The sequence below is a fragment of the Pseudomonas sp. A-1 genome, assembly GCF_004801855.1.
Lineage (GTDB): Bacteria > Pseudomonadota > Gammaproteobacteria > Pseudomonadales > Pseudomonadaceae > Geopseudomonas.
The window spans coordinates 1-15,764 of the sequence record NZ_SSTC01000028.1; the positions used below are offsets into that span (position 1 = coordinate 1).

Genomic DNA, 15,764 nt, shown 5'->3' on the forward strand with positions numbered 1-15,764 from the left:
AAGACCTGTTGCCATAGCGCATCCTCCTGGTGAGGGTTCAAGAATGCACCATGACTTCCTGGGACTGCACACCTAGTCGGCACGCACCGTGCGCTCGGCGGCCCAGGCGCGCAGCGCCGCCAGCTCCTCGGCCATCACCACCGACAGCGGCGCGGTCTGCTGCAGGGTGGCGAGCAGCAGCGCCTGATCCACCGCACACTGCCGGGCCTGCGCCGCATACAGGGCGCTGACCACCGCCTGCTCGATCTCCGCCCCGGAAAAGCCCGTGCTGGCCGCGGCCAGCAGCGCCAGGTCGAACTGCTCCGGCGCCAGCTCGCGGCGCGCCAGGTGGATACGGAAGATCTCGGCGCGCGCCGCCTCAGCGGGCAGGTCGACGAAGAACAGCTCGTCGAAGCGCCCCTTGCGCACCAGCTCCGGCGGCAGCCGGTGGATGGCGTTGGCGGTGGCGACCAGGAACACCGGCGCCCTGCGCTCGGCCATCCAGGTCAGCAGGGTGCCGAGCACCCGCTGGCTGACCCCGCCGTCGTGCTCGCCGCTGGCCAGCCCCTTCTCGATCTCGTCCATCCACAGCACGCAGGGCGCCATCTGCTCGGCCATCTTCAGCGCCTCGCGCAGGTTGCGTTCGGTTTCGCCGAAGTACTTGTTGTACAGGCAGGCGAAGTCCAGGCGCAGCAGCGGCAGGCCCCACAGCCCGGCCACCGCCTTGGCCGCCAGGCTCTTGCCGCCGCCCTGCACGCCGACCAGCAGCACGCCGCGCGGCCGGTCGGCCGCTGCGGCAGCGAAGAAGGCATCGCGGCGCTCGCCCAGCCAGCGCTTGAGGTTGTCCAGGCCGCCGACGTCGGCGAAACGCGCGGTCTCGTACTCGAAGCCGAGCACGCCGTCCATGTCCAGCAGCTGGAAACGCGCACGATTGAGCTCGGGCAGATCGTCCTGGGTGATGGCGCCGTCGTTGCAGATCACGTTGCGCGCCAAGAGGCGCGCCTCGGCATGGGCCAGGCCGCGCAGGTTCTTCACCAGCTGCTGCAGGGTGCGGTTGTCGGTACGTACCCGCGCGCCCTGGTTGCGCTCGCTCCAGCGCTGCGCTTCCTCGCGGACGATGGCCAGCAGCTCGTCCTCGCCGGGCAGCGCCAGGCTGAAGCGTGCCGCCAGGCGCTGCAGCTCGGCCGGCAGCTTGAGCGCATGGGAGACCAGCACCAGGGTCGGCCCCGGCTGCCCGGCGGCCATCGCCACCTCCTTGAGCAGGCGCACCAGGCGCGGGTTGTCGCCGAGGAACGGATGCAGGTCGCAGAACACGTAGAGGTTGGCGTGCGGATCGGCCTTGACCAGGCGCAGCGCCACCTCCGGCTCGCGGCTGTCGCCCTCGCCGAGCGGCTCGCCGCCGAAGCCCAGACGCTGCACGCCCTCGGTGACCGACCACAGGTACAGCCCGAGGCCGCGGCGGACCGCCAGGCCGCTGAGGGTTTCCAGCACGCGCGGTTCGTCCCAGGACTCGACGACGATCAGGCGCACGCGCGAGTCGAGCACCAGGCCCAGGTCATGGATATCGTTCTTCACACGGACTCCTTGTGGGGTGGGCGGCGGCGGGCGCAGCCGGTAAAATCGGCCCATCCGCAACCAATGGAGAGACGCCTGTGGACTGCCTGTTCTGCAAGATCGTCAACGGCGACATTCCGGCGCGCAAGCTCTACGAGGACGACCAGGTGGTCGCCTTCCACGACATCGCTCCGCAGGCGCCGGTGCATTTTCTCGTGATTCCGAAAAAGCACATAGCCACCCTTCACGATATCGGCGAAGAGGACAAGGCGCTGCTCGGCCACATCGTCCACACCGCCCAGCGTCTGGCCCGCGAGCAGGGCTGCGAGGAAGGCTTCCGCGTGGTGATGAACTGCAACGAGCAGGGCGGCCAGACCGTCTACCACATCCACATGCACGTGCTCGGCCAGCGCCAGATGCACTGGCCGCCGGGCTGATCGCACGCCCCCTGATCCCGCGCAAGCCCGCCCGTACCGGCTTGCGCCAGACTTGCCGCCGTCGCCATTGCCGGAGGTCGCCATGACCAGCCAACGCCACTACTCCCCGGCCGATCGCCTGCTGCAGCAGGCCGACGCCGCCCTGCGCACCCTGCTGCCGTTCAGCGGCCAGCCGGGCCGCCCCTCGCCCGCCCGGAACAAGGACGAGGTCGAGCTCAACGAGGCCGAGGCCAAGCACGTCTGCGGCCTGATGCGCATCAACCACACCGGCGAGGTGTGCGCCCAGGCGCTCTACCAGGGCCAGGCGCTGACCGCGAAACTGCCGCAGGTGCGCCAGGCCATGGAGCAGGCCGCCGACGAGGAGATCGACCACCTGGCCTGGTGCGAGCAGCGCATCCGCGAACTGGGCGGCCGGCCCAGCCTGCTCAACCCGCTGTTCTACGGCCTGTCGTTCGGCATCGGCGCCGCCGCCGGGCTGGTCAGCGACCGGGTCAGCCTGGGCTTCGTCGCCGCCACCGAGGACCAGGTGGTCAAGCACCTCGACGAGCACCTGGCCCAGCTGCCGCCGGGCGATGCGCGCTCGCAGGCCATCCTCGAGCAGATGCGCGTGGACGAGCTGCAGCACGCCACCACCGCGCTGGATGCCGGCGGCCTGCGCTTCCCGGCGCCGGTCAAGGCCGGCATGACCCTGCTGTCCAGGGTGATGACCAAGGCTACCTACCGCCTCTGAAGCCGTAAGCCAAAAACGCGAAAGGGCACCCGAGGGTGCCCTTTCTGCTGCTGCGCGGCGATCTCAGTGCGGCATGTTGCGGCCGTAGAAGATCTCCAGCATCTCGTGACGCACGCGCTCTTCAACCTGGGCGCGCTGCTCGGCGGAGAGGTTGTTGGTAGCGTCGCCGAACAGGTAGTTGTCCAGATCGAAGTCCTTGAGCAGCATCTTGGTGTGGAACAGGTTCTCCTGGTACACGTTGACGTCGGTCATCTGGTACGCCTCCTTGGTGTCGTCGGAGAGGTACTTCTGGATCGAGTTGATCTCGTGGTCGATGAAGTGCTTCCTGCCCTCCACGTCGCGGGTGAAGCCGCGCACGCGGTAGTCGACGGTGACGATGTCCGAGTCGAACGAGTGGATCAGGTAGTTGAGCGCCTTCAGCGGCGAGATCACCCCGCAGGTCGACACGTCGATGTCGACACGGAAGGTGGCGATGCCTTCCACCGGATGGATCTCCGGATAGGTGTGCACCGTGATGTGGCTCTTGTCCAGGTGGGCCAGGATGGTTTCCTTGAGCGGACCCGGCGACTCCTCGATCTGACTGTCGGTGGGCTCCACCGGCTGCTCGGAGATCAGGATGGTCACGCTGGCGCCCTGCGGATCGTAGTCCTGGCGGGCGATGTTGAGGATGTTGGCGCCGATGATCTCGACCACATCGGTGAGGATCTGCGTCAGGCGCTCGGCATCGTAGACCTCGTCGATGTACTGGACGTAGGCCTGCTGGTCTTCCGGCGTCTCGGCGTAGCAGATGTCGTAGATGTTGAAGCTCAAGGTCTTGGTCAGGTTGTTGAACCCATGGAGCTTGAGTTTGCTTTTCATCACCGTCGGTAACTCCCCAGGTGTATGCGGCGTTGCCGCGGTTATGGCATGCCCGTCAGCGGCACGCGGCAGCTGCGTAGGACGGCTTGCACCTCTTCGCCAAGGCGGTGGCTATAAAGAAGGCGCCGCGCCATCCATCGGGATCACGCGGCGCCTCTAAAAAAATAAGCGCGACATTATGCAGATGGCAGGCTCGCTCGCCTAGAGCCTGCCGGCAGATTGTGGCCGGACGGCTCAGGCGCCCAGCTCGACGATCTCGTAGCCGTGGCTGATCTCCACCCCGCCGCGCTCCAGCATGATCGACGCCGAGCAGTACTTCTCCGCCGACAGCTCGACCGCGCGCTTGACCTGGGCCTCCTTGAGGCCGCGGCCCTTGACCACGAAGCGCAGGTGGATCCTGGTGAACACCTTCGGCTCGCTCTCGGCACGCTCGGCCTCGAGGAAGGCCTCGCAGCTCTCCACCGCCTGGCGCGACTTCTTGAGGATGCTGACCACGTCGAAGCTGCTGCAGCCGCCGAGGCCGAGCAGCAGCATCTCCATCGGTCGCACGCCCAGGTTGCGCCCACCGTGCTCGGGCGGGCCGTCCATCACCACCACATGGCCGCTGCCCGACTCGCCAAGGAACATGGCCTCGCCGGCCCACTGGATGCGTGCTTTCATCAGCCTGACTCCGTGCTCGGATAAAAGGGCGACAGTCTACCATAGCCCCAGGGTGCGGCTCTTTCGTCGAGTCTGTGTGATAGGCAACGCAATTTTCGGTTATTGTCGGGGCGCCGGCTGTTAAGCTGCAGGCGTAATGCTGGCACACTCGCTGATCGGAATAACGGATCCAGATACGGCCCGGCACCTTCGGGCTCATTCTTCCACCTTTAGGGACCGGGCATGGTTGCAATCAGCCTTACACCAAAGCTCAAGAACCTCGACAAGCTGCTGGCGCACTGTCACCGCCGCCGCTACACCGCCAAGAGCACCATCATCTATGCGGGCGACCGCTGCGAAACCCTGTTCTTCATCATCAAGGGCTCGGTGACCATCCTCATCGAGGACGACGACGGTCGCGAGATGATCATCGCCTACCTCAACCCCGGCGACTTCTTCGGCGAGATGGGCCTGTTCGACCGCGAAGGCCACGAGCAGGAGCGTAGCGCCTGGGTACGCGCCAAGACCGAGTGCGAGGTGGCCGAGATCAGCTACGCCAAGTTCCGCGAGCTGACCCAGCAGGACCCGGAGATCCTCTACACCCTCGGCAGCCAGCTGGCCGACCGCCTGCGCAAGACCACCCGCAAGGTCGGCGACCTGGCCTTCCTCGACGTCACCGGCCGGGTGGCGCGCACCCTGCTCGAGCTGTGCAAGCAGCCCGACGCCATGACCCACCCCGACGGCATGCAGATCAAGATCACCCGCCAGGAAATCGGCCGCATCGTCGGCTGCTCGCGCGAGATGGTCGGCCGCGTGCTCAAGTCCCTCGAGGAGCAGGGCCTGGTCAGCGTCAAGGGCAAGACCATGGTGGTGTTCGGCACCCGCTGAAGCCATCCGCCCCGAACGAAAAGGCCGTCCCCAGGGACGGCCTTTTGCATTGCGCGCGACGGGTCAGCCCGGGAAGAACAGCCGGCGCAGCTCCTCGCCCGGCTCGGGCGCGCGCATGAACGCCTCGCCGACCAGGAAGCTCCAGACGTCGTGGCGCTCCATCAGCTCGACGTCGGCGCGGGCGAGGATGCCGCTCTCGGTGACCACCAGGCGGTCGGCCGGAATGCGCGGCAGCAGCTCCAGGGTGGTCTGCAGGCTGACCTCGAAGCTGTGCAGGTTGCGGTTGTTGATGCCGAGCAGCGGGGTATCCAGATGCGTGAGGGCGCGCTCCAGCTCCGCGCCGTCGTGCACCTCGACCAGCACGTCCAGGTTCTGCTCCCTGGCCACCTGGGCCAGCTCGACCAGCTGCACGTCGTCCAGGCAGGCGGCGATCAGCAGCACGCAGTCGGCGCCGATGGCGCGCGCCTCGATCACCTGGTAGGGATCGATCAGGAAATCCTTGCGGATCACCGGCAGCGCGCAGGCGGCGCGCGCCTGCTGCAGGTAGGCGTTGGCGCCCTGGAAGAAGTCCACGTCGGTGAGCACCGACAGGCAGGTGGCGCCGCCGGCCTGGTAGCTGGCGGCGATCTGCGCCGGGTCGAAGTCGGCGCGAATCACCCCCTTGCTCGGCGAGGCCTTCTTCACCTCGGCGATCACCGCAGGCCGGCGCTGCGCCGCCTGCTGCTGCAGGGCGCGGGCGAAGCCGCGCGGCGCGGAGGCCTCGCGTGCGCGCGCCTCCTGCTCGGCCAGGCTGACCTGGGCACGGGCCTCGGCGACTTCCTCGACCTTGCGGGCGACGATCCTTTCCAGCACGGTCGGTACGCTCATGCCTGGTTCTCCACTTTGAACACGTTGGTGAACGACGCCAGCTCGTCCATCTTCTCGCGGGCCAGGCCGGTGTGCAGGGCGTCGTGGGCCAGCTGCACGCCTTCCTTGAGGCTGGTGGCGTGATCGGCGGCGTACAGCGCCGCGCCGGCGTTGAGGATGATCATGTCGGCGGCCTTCTGCCCCGCCTCGGTGCGGCGCCGGCCGAGCGCGTCGCGGATCAGCTCCAGCGACTGCGCCGCGCCCTCGACGTTGAGACCGATCAGGCTCTGGCTCCTGATGCCGAAGTCCTCCGGCTGGATCAGGTACTCGCTGATCACCCCGTCCTTGAGCTCGGCGACATGGGTCGGCGCGGCCAGGCTGACCTCGTCGAGGCCATCCTGGGCATGCACCACCAGCACGTGCTGGCTGCCGAGGCGCTGCAGCACCTCGGCCAGCGGCCGGCACAGGGCCTTGGTGAACACGCCGAGCACCTGGTGGCGCACGCCGGCCGGGTTGGCCAGCGGGCCGAGCATGTTGAAGATGGTGCGCAGGCCCAGCTCGCGGCGCGCCGCGGCGGCGTGGCGCATGGCGCCGTGGTGGGCCGGGGCGAACATGAAGCCCACCCCCACCGTCTCGATGCAGCGCGCCACCTGCTCGGGGCTCAGGTCCAGGTAGATGCCCGCCGCCTCCAGCAGGTCGGCGCTGCCGCTCTTGCCGGACACCGCGCGGTTGCCGTGCTTGGCCACCTTGCCGCCGGCGGCGGCGACCACGAAGGCGGCCGCCGAGGAGACGTTGAAGATGTTCATGCCGTCGCCGCCGGTGCCGCAGGTGTCGACCAGCCGCTCGGCGTCGATGGTCACCGGCGCGGCCAGCTCGCGCATCACCTGCACGGCGCCGACGATCTCGTCGATGGTCTCGCTCTTCATGCGCAGGCCCATCAGGAAGGCGCCGATCTGCGCGTCGGTGCACTGGCCGGTCATGATCAGGCGCATCACGTCCTGCATCTCGGCGGTGGACAGGTCCAGCTGGTTGACCACCCGGTTGAGGGCTTCCTTGATGTCCATCAGCGCACGCCTCCGCTCTGCTTGAGGAAATTGGCCAGCAGCTCGTGGCCCTGCTGGGTGAGGATCGATTCGGGGTGGAACTGCACGCCCTCGACGTTCAGCGTCCGGTGGCGCAGGCCCATGATCTCGTCGACGCTGCCGTCCTCGAACTGGGTCCAGGCGGTGATCTCCAGGCAGTCCGGCAGGCTCTCGCGGCGCACCACCAGCGAGTGGTAGCGGGTCACGGTGAGCGGATTGGCCAGGCCTTCGAACACGCCCTGGTCCTTGTGGAACACCGGGCTGGTCTTGCCGTGCATGGCCACGCGGGCGCGCACCACCTCGCCGCCGAACGCCTGGCCGATGCTCTGGTGACCCAGGCAGACGCCGAGCAGCGGCAGCCGGCCGGCGAACTCGCGGATCACCGCCAGCGACACGCCGGCCTCGTTGGGGGTGCAGGGGCCGGGGGAGACCACGATGCGCTCGGGATTCAGCGCGCGGATCTGCTCCACGCTCAGCTCGTCGTTGCGCACCACCTTGACCTCGGCGCCCAGCTCGCCGAAGTACTGCACCAGGTTGAAGGTGAAGGAGTCGTAGTTGTCGATCATCAGCAGCATAAGCGGCTTAACCTCCTGATTTTGCTAGGCTTTTCGCCTGAATCGCAGGCTTGATACCCGCTTGGATACCCGCTTTTTCTCTGGATACCCCTGCGTCGACGATCGTGAAGCGCCCGCACTAAAGCCTTGGATTCTCGCATGTATCGCGTCGCAGCAGAAATGCCCGCTCTGGTGCCACTGAAGGGCATGCACTCACCGCCCGGCGGGACACCGTCACTGCGTAGAACTCAAGCCTGCAGCCACCCCTCAACAACATCAGCCCCGAACTCCGCTTTCCACTCCTTCAGCAGTGCATGGTTCAAGCTCTTGGTCTCGATGCGCTTGCCGGTGACCGGTTGCACGTAGACCTTCACCTGGCGGGGACGACGCTGCTTCACAGCAGCAGGAGCAACCGGCTCAAGCTCGACCGACTGCGGATTGAGGATGGCGACCACCTCCGCTAGGTCGATGCCGTACTCGTCCATCAGCGCCTTCAGCCTCTCCTCGAACTCCATTTCGCGCTGCAGGCTGGCGTCGGCCTGCAGTTGCTCCAAGAGAGCCATCTGTTTCTGCAGCTCACGCTCGGCGCGGCGGAACTCGGCCAGTTTGGACATGTCATCTCCTTTCATTTTGTAACGGAATCAAATCGGATGTGGCCGACTACTAGCCGACACGCAGGTATTCGTGGAGGGTGGCACGGCTGATGCCGAACTCGCTAGCTGTGATCTCTCAGTAGGTTGTTCATCCGGAGCATTCTCAGAATTCTGGAAGTGCGAGCAACACAGCCCTCCAAGAGCCCCGGATTAGCCTGCATAAACATGCCCGTATTACCCCTTGAGGTCGAGCCCTTTTGGTACAGCGCATACTCAATGGGCTGCGGGCCAAGGAAGCGGCGCAAGCCGCTGGTATCAGTCTCCGTACAGCCTACAAGTGGCTCAGGTGCTTTCGTGAGGAAGAGGAAGCGGGCTTGATCGCTCGTCACGCCCGCACTCATGCCTCCACGCCACGGCAGACTTCCTGATCGAGCAACTGATTGAGCTGCGCCGCTCTCGAAAGGCCTATCGGCAGTTACTTTACAGAGCGCCACTGAAAGGCCGCTTAAACTTTACAACGCAGTTGCGTTGTCCAGAAACTTTAAGAGAGGATCACCCACGTCCTTATACGCAGGGCTCGCCCCTCTACCGAGGCGGGATCGCCCTCCGTTTGCGTCCGCGAGTTATTTCTACATTGACAGGGAAGAAAAGCGTGGTGCAGTTCAACGATTGGTGCCGCTGGACCAACGAGCCGGTTGGGAACAACCGCCACCGAGTGATAACCTGTCAGGCCGTCAACCTTCCGACGGGGATCCAAGCAACGGCCGCCGTCGTTGCAGGGCATTATGCTTCGGAGGAGCATGTAGCGCGCGCGCTCACTCGTCTCGGCAAGCCGGCCGCAGCTACGCTGATTCAGAGCAAGCTTCCCACAACCAAGGCGATACGCTCCGGTGATCTTGGCGAGATCTACGCAACGGAATGGATCGACTCCCATAGCGGCGGCTATCGCGCTCCGATCAAGCGCCTACGCTGGAAAGACCATCGCAACATGGCGATGCGCGGCGACGACGTGATCGGCATCCGCCAAGACACTCAAACCCAGAACCTACAGTTCCTGAAGACGGAGGCGAAGAGCCGCGCCAGGCTGACCAATCAAGTCCTCGTCGAAGCACGGGCCGGCCTAGACAAGGATGGTGGCCTGCCGTCCCCCCACGCGTTGTCCTTCATCTCGGCGCGCCTTGTTGAACTGGGTAATTTGCCGCTCGCCGACGCAATCGATGATGCACTGCTCAAGCACGGGATCCCGGCTCAGAACGTCCAACATCTGCTTTTCACCTTTTCTGGCAACGCGCCGGCTCCCCTGCTAACCGCTTCTATCCAAGCCTACTCGGGACCAATCAATCAGTGGGGGGTTGGTCTGCATGTAGAGGAACACGCCGACTTCATCGGCGAGGTCTATGATCGAGTGATCGACGATGCCAACAACGCCTGAAGCAATCGCAGCCGATATCGCAGAAGCAGCGACGGCCGGCTTTCGCAGTCGTCTCATCGCGCGCGGCCAAGCGCGCGCGATCATCTGGCGCGACGGCGAGCTTCCGCCTGACGCGCCGGTCTTTGCGCCGCAGCTCAGCTACGACCTGCACTCCTATGCTTACGCCCTTCTCGGGCTCGGCCTTCGCCTACGAGAGATCGGTGGAGACGCGGCGCTGGCCCGCACTGCCTTCGAGCAGGCCGCCACAGCCCTAGAGGCCGTGATCGCCAAGGGTAATCCCCAGGAGGTCGAACGCGACTTTCACTTCATCATGGCGGCGGCGAGCTATCATCTTGCCCATCTCTCCGCCCGCGCCTATTCGCTGCTCGCGATTGTCGAAGCAGACGAAAATTTCACGCCTACGGAACAGGTACTCGCCCTGTTGATGCGGCGAAACTTCAGCGCCCTTCGCGCCAACGTGCTCGAATATCGAGCTTCCGGCGAAGGCAGCGATGCCCGAATAGCGGCCGACATCCAGACCAAACTTGACCATGCCGAGGCGGTGGACTTGACCGATGACGGCGACGAGTTCCTTTTCGACAGCCTCGACACGGCGCTGAACGATGCCTTCATGGCGGCCATGTCCCTGTTCCTTCTCGCGCTGGAACGCGGCGAACAGACACTACTCGACCAGGCGCTGGAGCGGCTTCGGACAGGTCTCTCCATCTGCAGCGAACTGAACATACTGCCGCAATGGTGGTCGCATCGCATGGCGGTCCACCTCTTGTCGGACCTCTGGTCGAACACCTTCCACGAGAGGGTACCGCTCCAACCGGCTGGTGGCGAAGCGGCCGACTGGCCCCGGCTTCGCGAGCTATTCATCGCACTGCTGCAACGACGCCCGAAGGCCGAAGTAGACCTGTGGCCGTCCCAGATCGAAGCGGCAACTCGCGCAGCCGACCAATCCGATGATCTTGTGGTTTCGCTGCCCACCAGCGCCGGCAAGACACGCATTGCCGAACTGTGCATCTTACGCTGCCTGGCTGGCGGCAAGCGGGTGGTCTTCATTACACCACTGCGCGCGCTGTCGGCGCAGACCGAGACGACCCTGCAGAGGACCTTCGGTCCTCTGGGGAAGACAATCTCGGCGCTCTACGGCAGCATCGGGGTAAGCGGCTTCGATAAAAACGCGATCCGAGAGCGTGACATCGTTGTCGCGACACCGGAGAAGCTCGACTTCGCGCTCCGCAACGATTCGTCCCTCCTCGATGACGTCGGCTTGCTCGTCTTCGACGAAGGTCACATGATCGGCCTCAGCGAGCGCGAGGTTCGCTACGAGGTGCAGATCCAGCGATTGCTTCGTCGTCCGGACGCGCACCAGCGGCGGATCGTGTGCCTCTCAGCGATCTTGCCCGATGGTGACCAGCTTGACGACTTCGCCGGATGGCTGCGGCGGGATCACCCAGGTGGCCTAATCAAGCATGACTGGCGCCCCACGCGGCTGCGGTTCGGCGAGGTTGTCTGGTCATCGCTCAGCGCGCGTCTGAACCTGCGCGTTGGCGACGAGCGGCCGTGGGTCCAGCGATTTCTCGTGGGGGCCGTGCCCCCGAACTGGGTGCCACCAAAGCGTCGTCGAACCAAGCTATTCCCCTGCGATCAGCGCGAGCTCTGCCTCGCGACGGCCTGGCGGCTGGTCGAGGATGGGCAGACTGTCCTCATCTTCTGCCCGGAGCGGCGTAGCGTCGAGCCCTTCGCAGGCGTAATCGTGGATCTCCATGAGCGAGGGGCGCTTCGTTCGCTGCTCGAGGCCGACCCTCTTGTCCTCAACACCGCGATCGCGCTCGGAGAGGAATGGCTTGGGCCGGACAGCGCCATCCTCAAATGCCTGCGCCTCGGGGTCGCATTGCATCATGGCGCCCTGCCAACTGCCTATCGCAAGGAGGTCGAGCGCCTGCTACGTGACAACGTCCTCAAGGTCACCATCTCGTCGCCGACGCTCGCGCAGGGCCTCAACCTGTCGGCTACAGCCGTGGTCATGCACTCGCTCCATCGCCACGGCGAACGGATCGAGACCTCCGAGTTCAAGAACGTTATAGGACGAGCCGGACGTGCCTATGTAGACGTGGAAGGCATCGTTCTCTTTCCCATGTTCGACGATGTCGCGAAGAGGCGGCGCAACTGGGAAGCCCTCATCAACGATCTCGGCACGCGCAATATGGAGAGCGGGCTGGTGCAGCTAGTCATAGAGCTGCTCTCCCGCATGCACGCCCGCATCGGCGGCGACCTGAACCAGCTCATTGAGTATGTCGTCAACAACGCAACAGCGTGGACCTTCCCCGAGGTCGCGAATGAGACGCCGGAGGACCGCGAGCGAGCCCTGAGCAACTGGGAGCAGCACGTCGCGACGCTCGACACGGCGATCCTCAGCCTCATCGGCGAGAACGATATCCCGGACGATGGGATTGAAACCGCACTGGATGACATCCTTCAGTCCTCACTCTGGCACCGTCGCCTGCTCCGGCGGAGTGAAGAGGCGCAACAGGTCCTCAAGGCAGGGCTCGTTTCGCGTAGCCGGCACATCTGGAGTCAGTCGACGGCGGCGCGTCGACGAGGCTATTTCCTCGCCGGTGTCGGGTTGACGACCGGGCACGCACTCGATGCTATCGCTACGGAAGCCAATCTTCTCCTGGTGCTGGCTAATGATGGCATTCTCAAGGGGGAGGCCGAGGTAGCGATCGATGCGATCACGAGCATCGCCGAGCGCGTCTTCGCCTTCTATCCCTTCAGGCCCGACCCCATGCCCGCCAACTGGCGCGACATCCTGCGCACCTGGCTTCTCGGCCAGCCTCTTGCCGCCATCGCTGCCGGTCAAGAGTCGGAAACACTGCAGTTCATTGAAGGGGGACTTGTCTATCGTCTGCCTTGGGCAATGGAGGCCATACGTGTTCGCGCTGCTGCCAATGGAGATACCATCGACGGCGTCCTGCTCGACGACTACGAACTTGGCATGGCCGTGGCCGCCGTTGAAACCGGGACGCTGAATCGCTCGGCCTCAATCCTCATCCAAGCAGGCTTCAATTCGAGGCTCGCCGCCATCAAGGCAGTCACCGACACGGGGGCAACATTTCAAACGAGCCGGGCGCTTCAGCACTGGCTTACCTCAGCAACCATCGCCGTCTGGAGCTCCCTGCCCGATTGGCCGACAGCCGATACAAAGGCGATGTGGACCGAGTTCATGCAGAGTTTCATCCCGCGCGAAAACCATACCTGGACTGGCCGCCGATATCGGGCGGCCGTGGCATGGCTCGGCACCCCACCGCCGCCAGGCACTCCCGTTCAGATCCACGAGTGGGCCGGTCAGCCACATGTGCTTTCCGCAGACGGCACGCCACTGGGTACGGTACAGGCCCTGCTAAATATCGCACGAGCAGGGCTGGTGCGCGCCAAGGTGGATCAAGACGTCAGCATGATCGACATAGAGTATTTGGGGCCTGACGATTTGCCAGCATGATCTATCATTTCTACTGGGCTTAAATAGGTTGAAGCAAGCTCAAGGCCTTAAGGCCTGAACGAAAAGTCAGCCGAGCGAAGGTCAGGCAAGGCGAAAAGCGGCGAGGAAGCGGAGTTTACTGATCGTAAATGAGCATTCCTCGCCGCTTTTCAACGCAGCATAACCGAGCGCAGATACTTTTCGTACAGAGCCTAGACCTTACTAGCTTGCACCTGAACAAAGCCCCAGGAGGACTGGCCACTTCATGCCAGACCTCCTCATAAGCTGCTCTTTCTCTTCGGCCAGTCCAGAGGGATCAGAGCATCCCCAGAGAGCTTGTTCCACCTCATACGAGTAGCCCCTACATATCGGGGATCATCGCCGAAATACGCATGCTCAATCAGCAGAACCTGCAGATCTTTTTGATCCGCGGTAGCGTTGAACAAGAAGTCTAGGTGCCGACGCATTGCCAAGACCTCCTCATTCTCTCCAATGCTCGCCTCGTCTTCCCCGCGCTGAGGGTAGTAAGGCCGGCTGATCTGATCGAATGCGAGAAAGGCAGGTACCGGTGCATTGATTTTCCCGAGGTGTTTCTGTAAGGCGAAGGATAACGCAATGTGGAGAGCCAGATAGTTTTCATCCGACCCAGCATCGGGTAACCGCAATACAGCTCCAGAATCCCTCTCTATAATCGCGATATCCGGCGGCTTTGAGGAGAACTCTAAATCAGCCTCAACGCACGGTGCGACCGTGGGTAGCGAAGCAAATGCCTCTGACAGATATTGCGAAACTTTTCGTTCTGCACGCGTAAGCAGAACTTGTTTAGCATCGTTATCGATGAGCCCCTCCAACTCCTGAATCTGCCCACGCAGGACTTCCAAATCAGGACCGGGGAGCGGTGTTTCCGGATTCATCTCCAAGAACTGTGAAACTTTACCCATCAAGTACGCTTGATACTGCGCAAGCTCATCCATTTCCTTGGCTTCGCCGCTCTGCCTGATCCAGGTTTTTATGCGCTCATCGACGCCCTTGAGCTTTTCGTTGAGCCTTGTAATCTCCAACTGCAGTGAGTCCTCATGATCCACAAGGCGAGGTCGTACATTCTCAACCGCTACACCTTCAGAGCGAACGATTTCCATTGATTGGCGAATGGCTTTGGCGACAGCGATCCCGCGCTCACTAGGCGTATCACACAAGGGGCATGTGTGGGCCACTGGCTGAAGATGCTCTGCAATTTTCAGCTTCTCATACTGGCGCCGTACCGCCCCTTCGAATCCCGACATTTCCTGGAGCGCAGCTTGTGTCGCTCGCAAGCTGCGCCGAGCCTTTTCGATATCACTGAGCAGGCTGCGACGCTGTGTATGAAGGTTAGAAAGTTCGCTCTCATTCGGAGACGTCCCTCTACCGATCTTCAGCCGTTTGAGTCTCAGCAGCGCTTTATGAAGATCAGATTCTAAAGCATCGTTGGGTGGAAGGTCGCACAGGCCGCAACGATGGGCATCCATCAGCAAGCGCATTGCATGCTTTTTATAATCGCTACCTTCAGCCTGGCGCACCCGGAGCTGACGCTCCTCCCGATCAAGTCGCTTGCGAAGGTCACGTAGCCGCCGCTCTTGAATCACGGTGTCTTGAGAGATTACCCCAAGAAAGTAAGGCATCGTTTCAATAATGGCCGGGGCCTCATCGGGCTGATCCAAGCCATGAAGCAGAGCAGTCTCATTATATATAACATCTTTTGGGACAAACATGTAAGCCGTTGCATGGCGCACAGTCGGGCGCCATTTACGGGCGGCGTTTTCATCCGAAGCGCTTACTACTCCGCCGATCCCAAACGCTCGCTCGATATAGGATTTTCCCGCCTGAAGGGTTGTCGCACCTTCAAACTCACTCAACGACCTTGGGATTGTCAGATTGCGCCCGCTGCTGACAAACATTTTGGTACTAGTGTCTTGCCCAACAGGCGGAATTACTCGACCTGTGATCATCTGCGCATCACCCAGCACCCACTTTACGCCCACAGCAATACTGTGGCGTTTTACATGAGCTGCAAGCTCACATACCTTCGATCCCAAGCAGTAGTCAATAGCCTTGATCAGCGTCGATTTACCGGTTCCCGACGCTCCAGTGAAGATGTTCACCTCACCGAGCTTCAATTTGAGGATACGGACGCGACCGCCCTCACCAAGGAAGAAGATGCTTGAAATATTCCAGCGGCTCATAGCTCAAGCCCCATCATGTTGAATACCGTCCTTGTTGATCCCGCCAAGGCAAACCAATGACCAAGGCGGTCTATATTGTCAAAAATTTCCTGCATCTCCTGCGAAAGATGCGCATTGAGATGCCTAAGCACATGCGAGGAACAAAGAGCCACTCTGCCATCGATATTAATCTCAATCAGATTGCTAAAACAGCCAAACCTGATAGCTTCGGTCACGATTTCCAATGACTCATTAACCCGATCAGCAAGGCGTATCTGAATTACAGGACTGCGACGCAGCCACTCCAACAAACCTGTCTTGCGACTAGTTCGTCCGAATGTTTTTGCCAAGTCTCCGGACAATGCTAAAGGCAGGGCGGCGTAGCATAAGGTGATGTCTGGTTCTAATCCACTTCTGGCTTGGTAAGCTCGGACGAATGCAGCCAACAGAGAAGCGCAATAAGCCGGATTAGTTTCTGCAAAAATATCGTGAGCAATTTCCATGA

At 62.8% G+C, this 15,764-nt stretch carries 15 protein-coding genes; 6 read left to right on the plus strand and 9 right to left on the minus strand.

All coding sequences use genetic code 11. The features are described 5' to 3' along the window. Positions 1-72 precede the first annotated feature (72 nt). Complete coding sequence (locus E5198_RS08425) at positions 73-1,554, minus strand: AAA family ATPase (protein ID WP_136489555.1); 1,482 nt, start codon at positions 1,552-1,554, stop codon at positions 73-75. 77 nt (positions 1,555-1,631) lie between these two features. Between E5198_RS08425 and E5198_RS08430 the strand changes: the two genes are divergently transcribed. Then, positions 1,632-1,970 (plus strand): histidine triad nucleotide-binding protein, encoded by a 339-nt coding sequence (locus E5198_RS08430; RefSeq protein ID WP_136489556.1) that lies wholly within the window; start codon positions 1,632-1,634, stop codon positions 1,968-1,970. 82 nt (positions 1,971-2,052) lie between these two features. Beyond that, a complete protein-coding gene (coq7, locus tag E5198_RS08435; RefSeq protein WP_136489557.1) occupies positions 2,053-2,700 on the plus strand; it encodes a 2-polyprenyl-3-methyl-6-methoxy-1,4-benzoquinone monooxygenase in 648 nt (215 codons plus the stop codon). A gap of 63 nt (positions 2,701-2,763) precedes the next feature. On the opposite strand, the gene speD is transcribed toward coq7, so the two are convergent. Next, entirely contained in the window at positions 2,764-3,558 is a 795-nt protein-coding gene (speD, locus tag E5198_RS08440; protein ID WP_136489558.1) for an adenosylmethionine decarboxylase, read from the minus strand. A gap of 234 nt (positions 3,559-3,792) precedes the next feature. Beyond that, positions 3,793-4,218: an OsmC family protein gene (locus E5198_RS08445; RefSeq protein WP_136489559.1), complete on the minus strand. Its 426-nt coding sequence runs from the start codon at positions 4,216-4,218 to the stop codon at positions 3,793-3,795. 222 nt (positions 4,219-4,440) lie between these two features. Between E5198_RS08445 and crp the strand changes: the two genes are divergently transcribed. Further along, positions 4,441-5,085, plus strand: coding sequence for a cAMP-activated global transcriptional regulator CRP (gene crp / locus E5198_RS08450; protein WP_136489560.1), 645 nt, complete (start codon positions 4,441-4,443; stop codon positions 5,083-5,085). A 63-nt stretch (positions 5,086-5,148) separates the two neighbouring features. Here the strand turns inward: crp and trpC are convergent, their stop codons facing one another. The 4 genes from trpC to E5198_RS08470 form a co-directional block, all read right to left on the minus strand. Beyond that, the gene (gene trpC, locus E5198_RS08455) at positions 5,149-5,952 is read right to left on the minus strand and encodes an indole-3-glycerol phosphate synthase TrpC (RefSeq protein ID WP_136489561.1); all 804 of its coding nucleotides are present in this window, start codon (positions 5,950-5,952) and stop codon (positions 5,149-5,151) included. Beyond that, positions 5,949-6,995 carry an anthranilate phosphoribosyltransferase gene (gene trpD, locus E5198_RS08460; RefSeq protein ID WP_136489562.1) on the minus strand — a complete coding sequence of 349 codons (1,047 nt, stop codon included), beginning with the start codon at positions 6,993-6,995 and terminating at the stop codon, positions 5,949-5,951. Before trpD ends, trpC begins: the two co-directional genes overlap by 4 nt. Next, complete coding sequence (locus tag E5198_RS08465; protein ID WP_136489563.1) at positions 6,995-7,588, minus strand: aminodeoxychorismate/anthranilate synthase component II; 594 nt, start codon at positions 7,586-7,588, stop codon at positions 6,995-6,997. The genes trpD and E5198_RS08465 overlap by 1 nt, the downstream gene beginning before the upstream one ends. A gap of 227 nt (positions 7,589-7,815) precedes the next feature. After that, positions 7,816-8,181: a histone-like nucleoid-structuring protein, MvaT/MvaU family gene (locus E5198_RS08470; protein WP_136489564.1), complete on the minus strand. Its 366-nt coding sequence runs from the start codon at positions 8,179-8,181 to the stop codon at positions 7,816-7,818. Between the two features lie 236 nt (positions 8,182-8,417). On the opposite strand from E5198_RS08470, the gene E5198_RS21975 reads away from it, so the two are divergent. The 3 genes from E5198_RS21975 (at position 8,418) to E5198_RS08485 (ending at position 13,082) form a co-directional block, all read left to right on the plus strand. Beyond that, positions 8,418-8,588 (plus strand): leucine zipper domain-containing protein, encoded by a 171-nt coding sequence (locus E5198_RS21975; protein ID WP_372239871.1) that lies wholly within the window; start codon positions 8,418-8,420, stop codon positions 8,586-8,588. A gap of 224 nt (positions 8,589-8,812) precedes the next feature. After that, positions 8,813-9,592: a Hachiman antiphage defense system protein HamA gene (locus E5198_RS08480; protein WP_136489565.1), complete on the plus strand. Its 780-nt coding sequence runs from the start codon at positions 8,813-8,815 to the stop codon at positions 9,590-9,592. Then, the gene (locus E5198_RS08485) at positions 9,576-13,082 is read left to right on the plus strand and encodes a DEAD/DEAH box helicase (RefSeq protein ID WP_136489566.1); all 3,507 of its coding nucleotides are present in this window, start codon (positions 9,576-9,578) and stop codon (positions 13,080-13,082) included. The genes E5198_RS08480 and E5198_RS08485 overlap by 17 nt, the downstream gene beginning before the upstream one ends. A 257-nt stretch (positions 13,083-13,339) precedes the next feature. On the opposite strand, the gene E5198_RS08490 is transcribed toward E5198_RS08485, so the two are convergent. Together E5198_RS08490 and E5198_RS08495 are read right to left on the minus strand one after the other, a co-directional pair. Then, positions 13,340-15,280, minus strand: coding sequence for a DUF3732 domain-containing protein (locus E5198_RS08490; protein WP_136489567.1), 1,941 nt, complete (start codon positions 15,278-15,280; stop codon positions 13,340-13,342). Continuing rightward, a complete protein-coding gene (locus tag E5198_RS08495) occupies positions 15,277-15,762 on the minus strand; it encodes a three component ABC system middle component (protein WP_136489568.1) in 486 nt (161 codons plus the stop codon). The genes E5198_RS08490 and E5198_RS08495 overlap by 4 nt, the downstream gene beginning before the upstream one ends. Positions 15,763-15,764: the final 2 nt, after the last annotated feature.

What these genes read in the sequence shown, in the direction of transcription:
- E5198_RS08490 (WP_136489567.1), bottom strand. Translation starts at nt 15,280, where the DNA reads ATGAGCCGCTGGAATATTTCAAGCATCTTCTTCCTTGGTGAGGGCGGT.
- trpC (WP_136489561.1), bottom strand. Translation starts at nt 5,952, where the DNA reads ATGAGCGTACCGACCGTGCTGGAAAGGATCGTCGCCCGCAAGGTCGAG.
- E5198_RS08465 (WP_136489563.1), bottom strand. Translation starts at nt 7,588, where the DNA reads ATGCTGCTGATGATCGACAACTACGACTCCTTCACCTTCAACCTGGTG.
- E5198_RS08495 (WP_136489568.1), bottom strand. Translation starts at nt 15,762, where the DNA reads ATGGAAATTGCTCACGATATTTTTGCAGAAACTAATCCGGCTTATTGC.
- E5198_RS08445 (WP_136489559.1), bottom strand. Translation starts at nt 4,218, where the DNA reads ATGAAAGCACGCATCCAGTGGGCCGGCGAGGCCATGTTCCTTGGCGAG.
- crp (WP_136489560.1), top strand. Translation starts at nt 4,441, where the DNA reads ATGGTTGCAATCAGCCTTACACCAAAGCTCAAGAACCTCGACAAGCTG.
- speD (WP_136489558.1), bottom strand. Translation starts at nt 3,558, where the DNA reads ATGAAAAGCAAACTCAAGCTCCATGGGTTCAACAACCTGACCAAGACC.
- E5198_RS08485 (WP_136489566.1), top strand. Translation starts at nt 9,576, where the DNA reads ATGCCAACAACGCCTGAAGCAATCGCAGCCGATATCGCAGAAGCAGCG.
- coq7 (WP_136489557.1), top strand. Translation starts at nt 2,053, where the DNA reads ATGACCAGCCAACGCCACTACTCCCCGGCCGATCGCCTGCTGCAGCAG.
- E5198_RS08470 (WP_136489564.1), bottom strand. Translation starts at nt 8,181, where the DNA reads ATGTCCAAACTGGCCGAGTTCCGCCGCGCCGAGCGTGAGCTGCAGAAA.
- trpD (WP_136489562.1), bottom strand. Translation starts at nt 6,995, where the DNA reads ATGGACATCAAGGAAGCCCTCAACCGGGTGGTCAACCAGCTGGACCTG.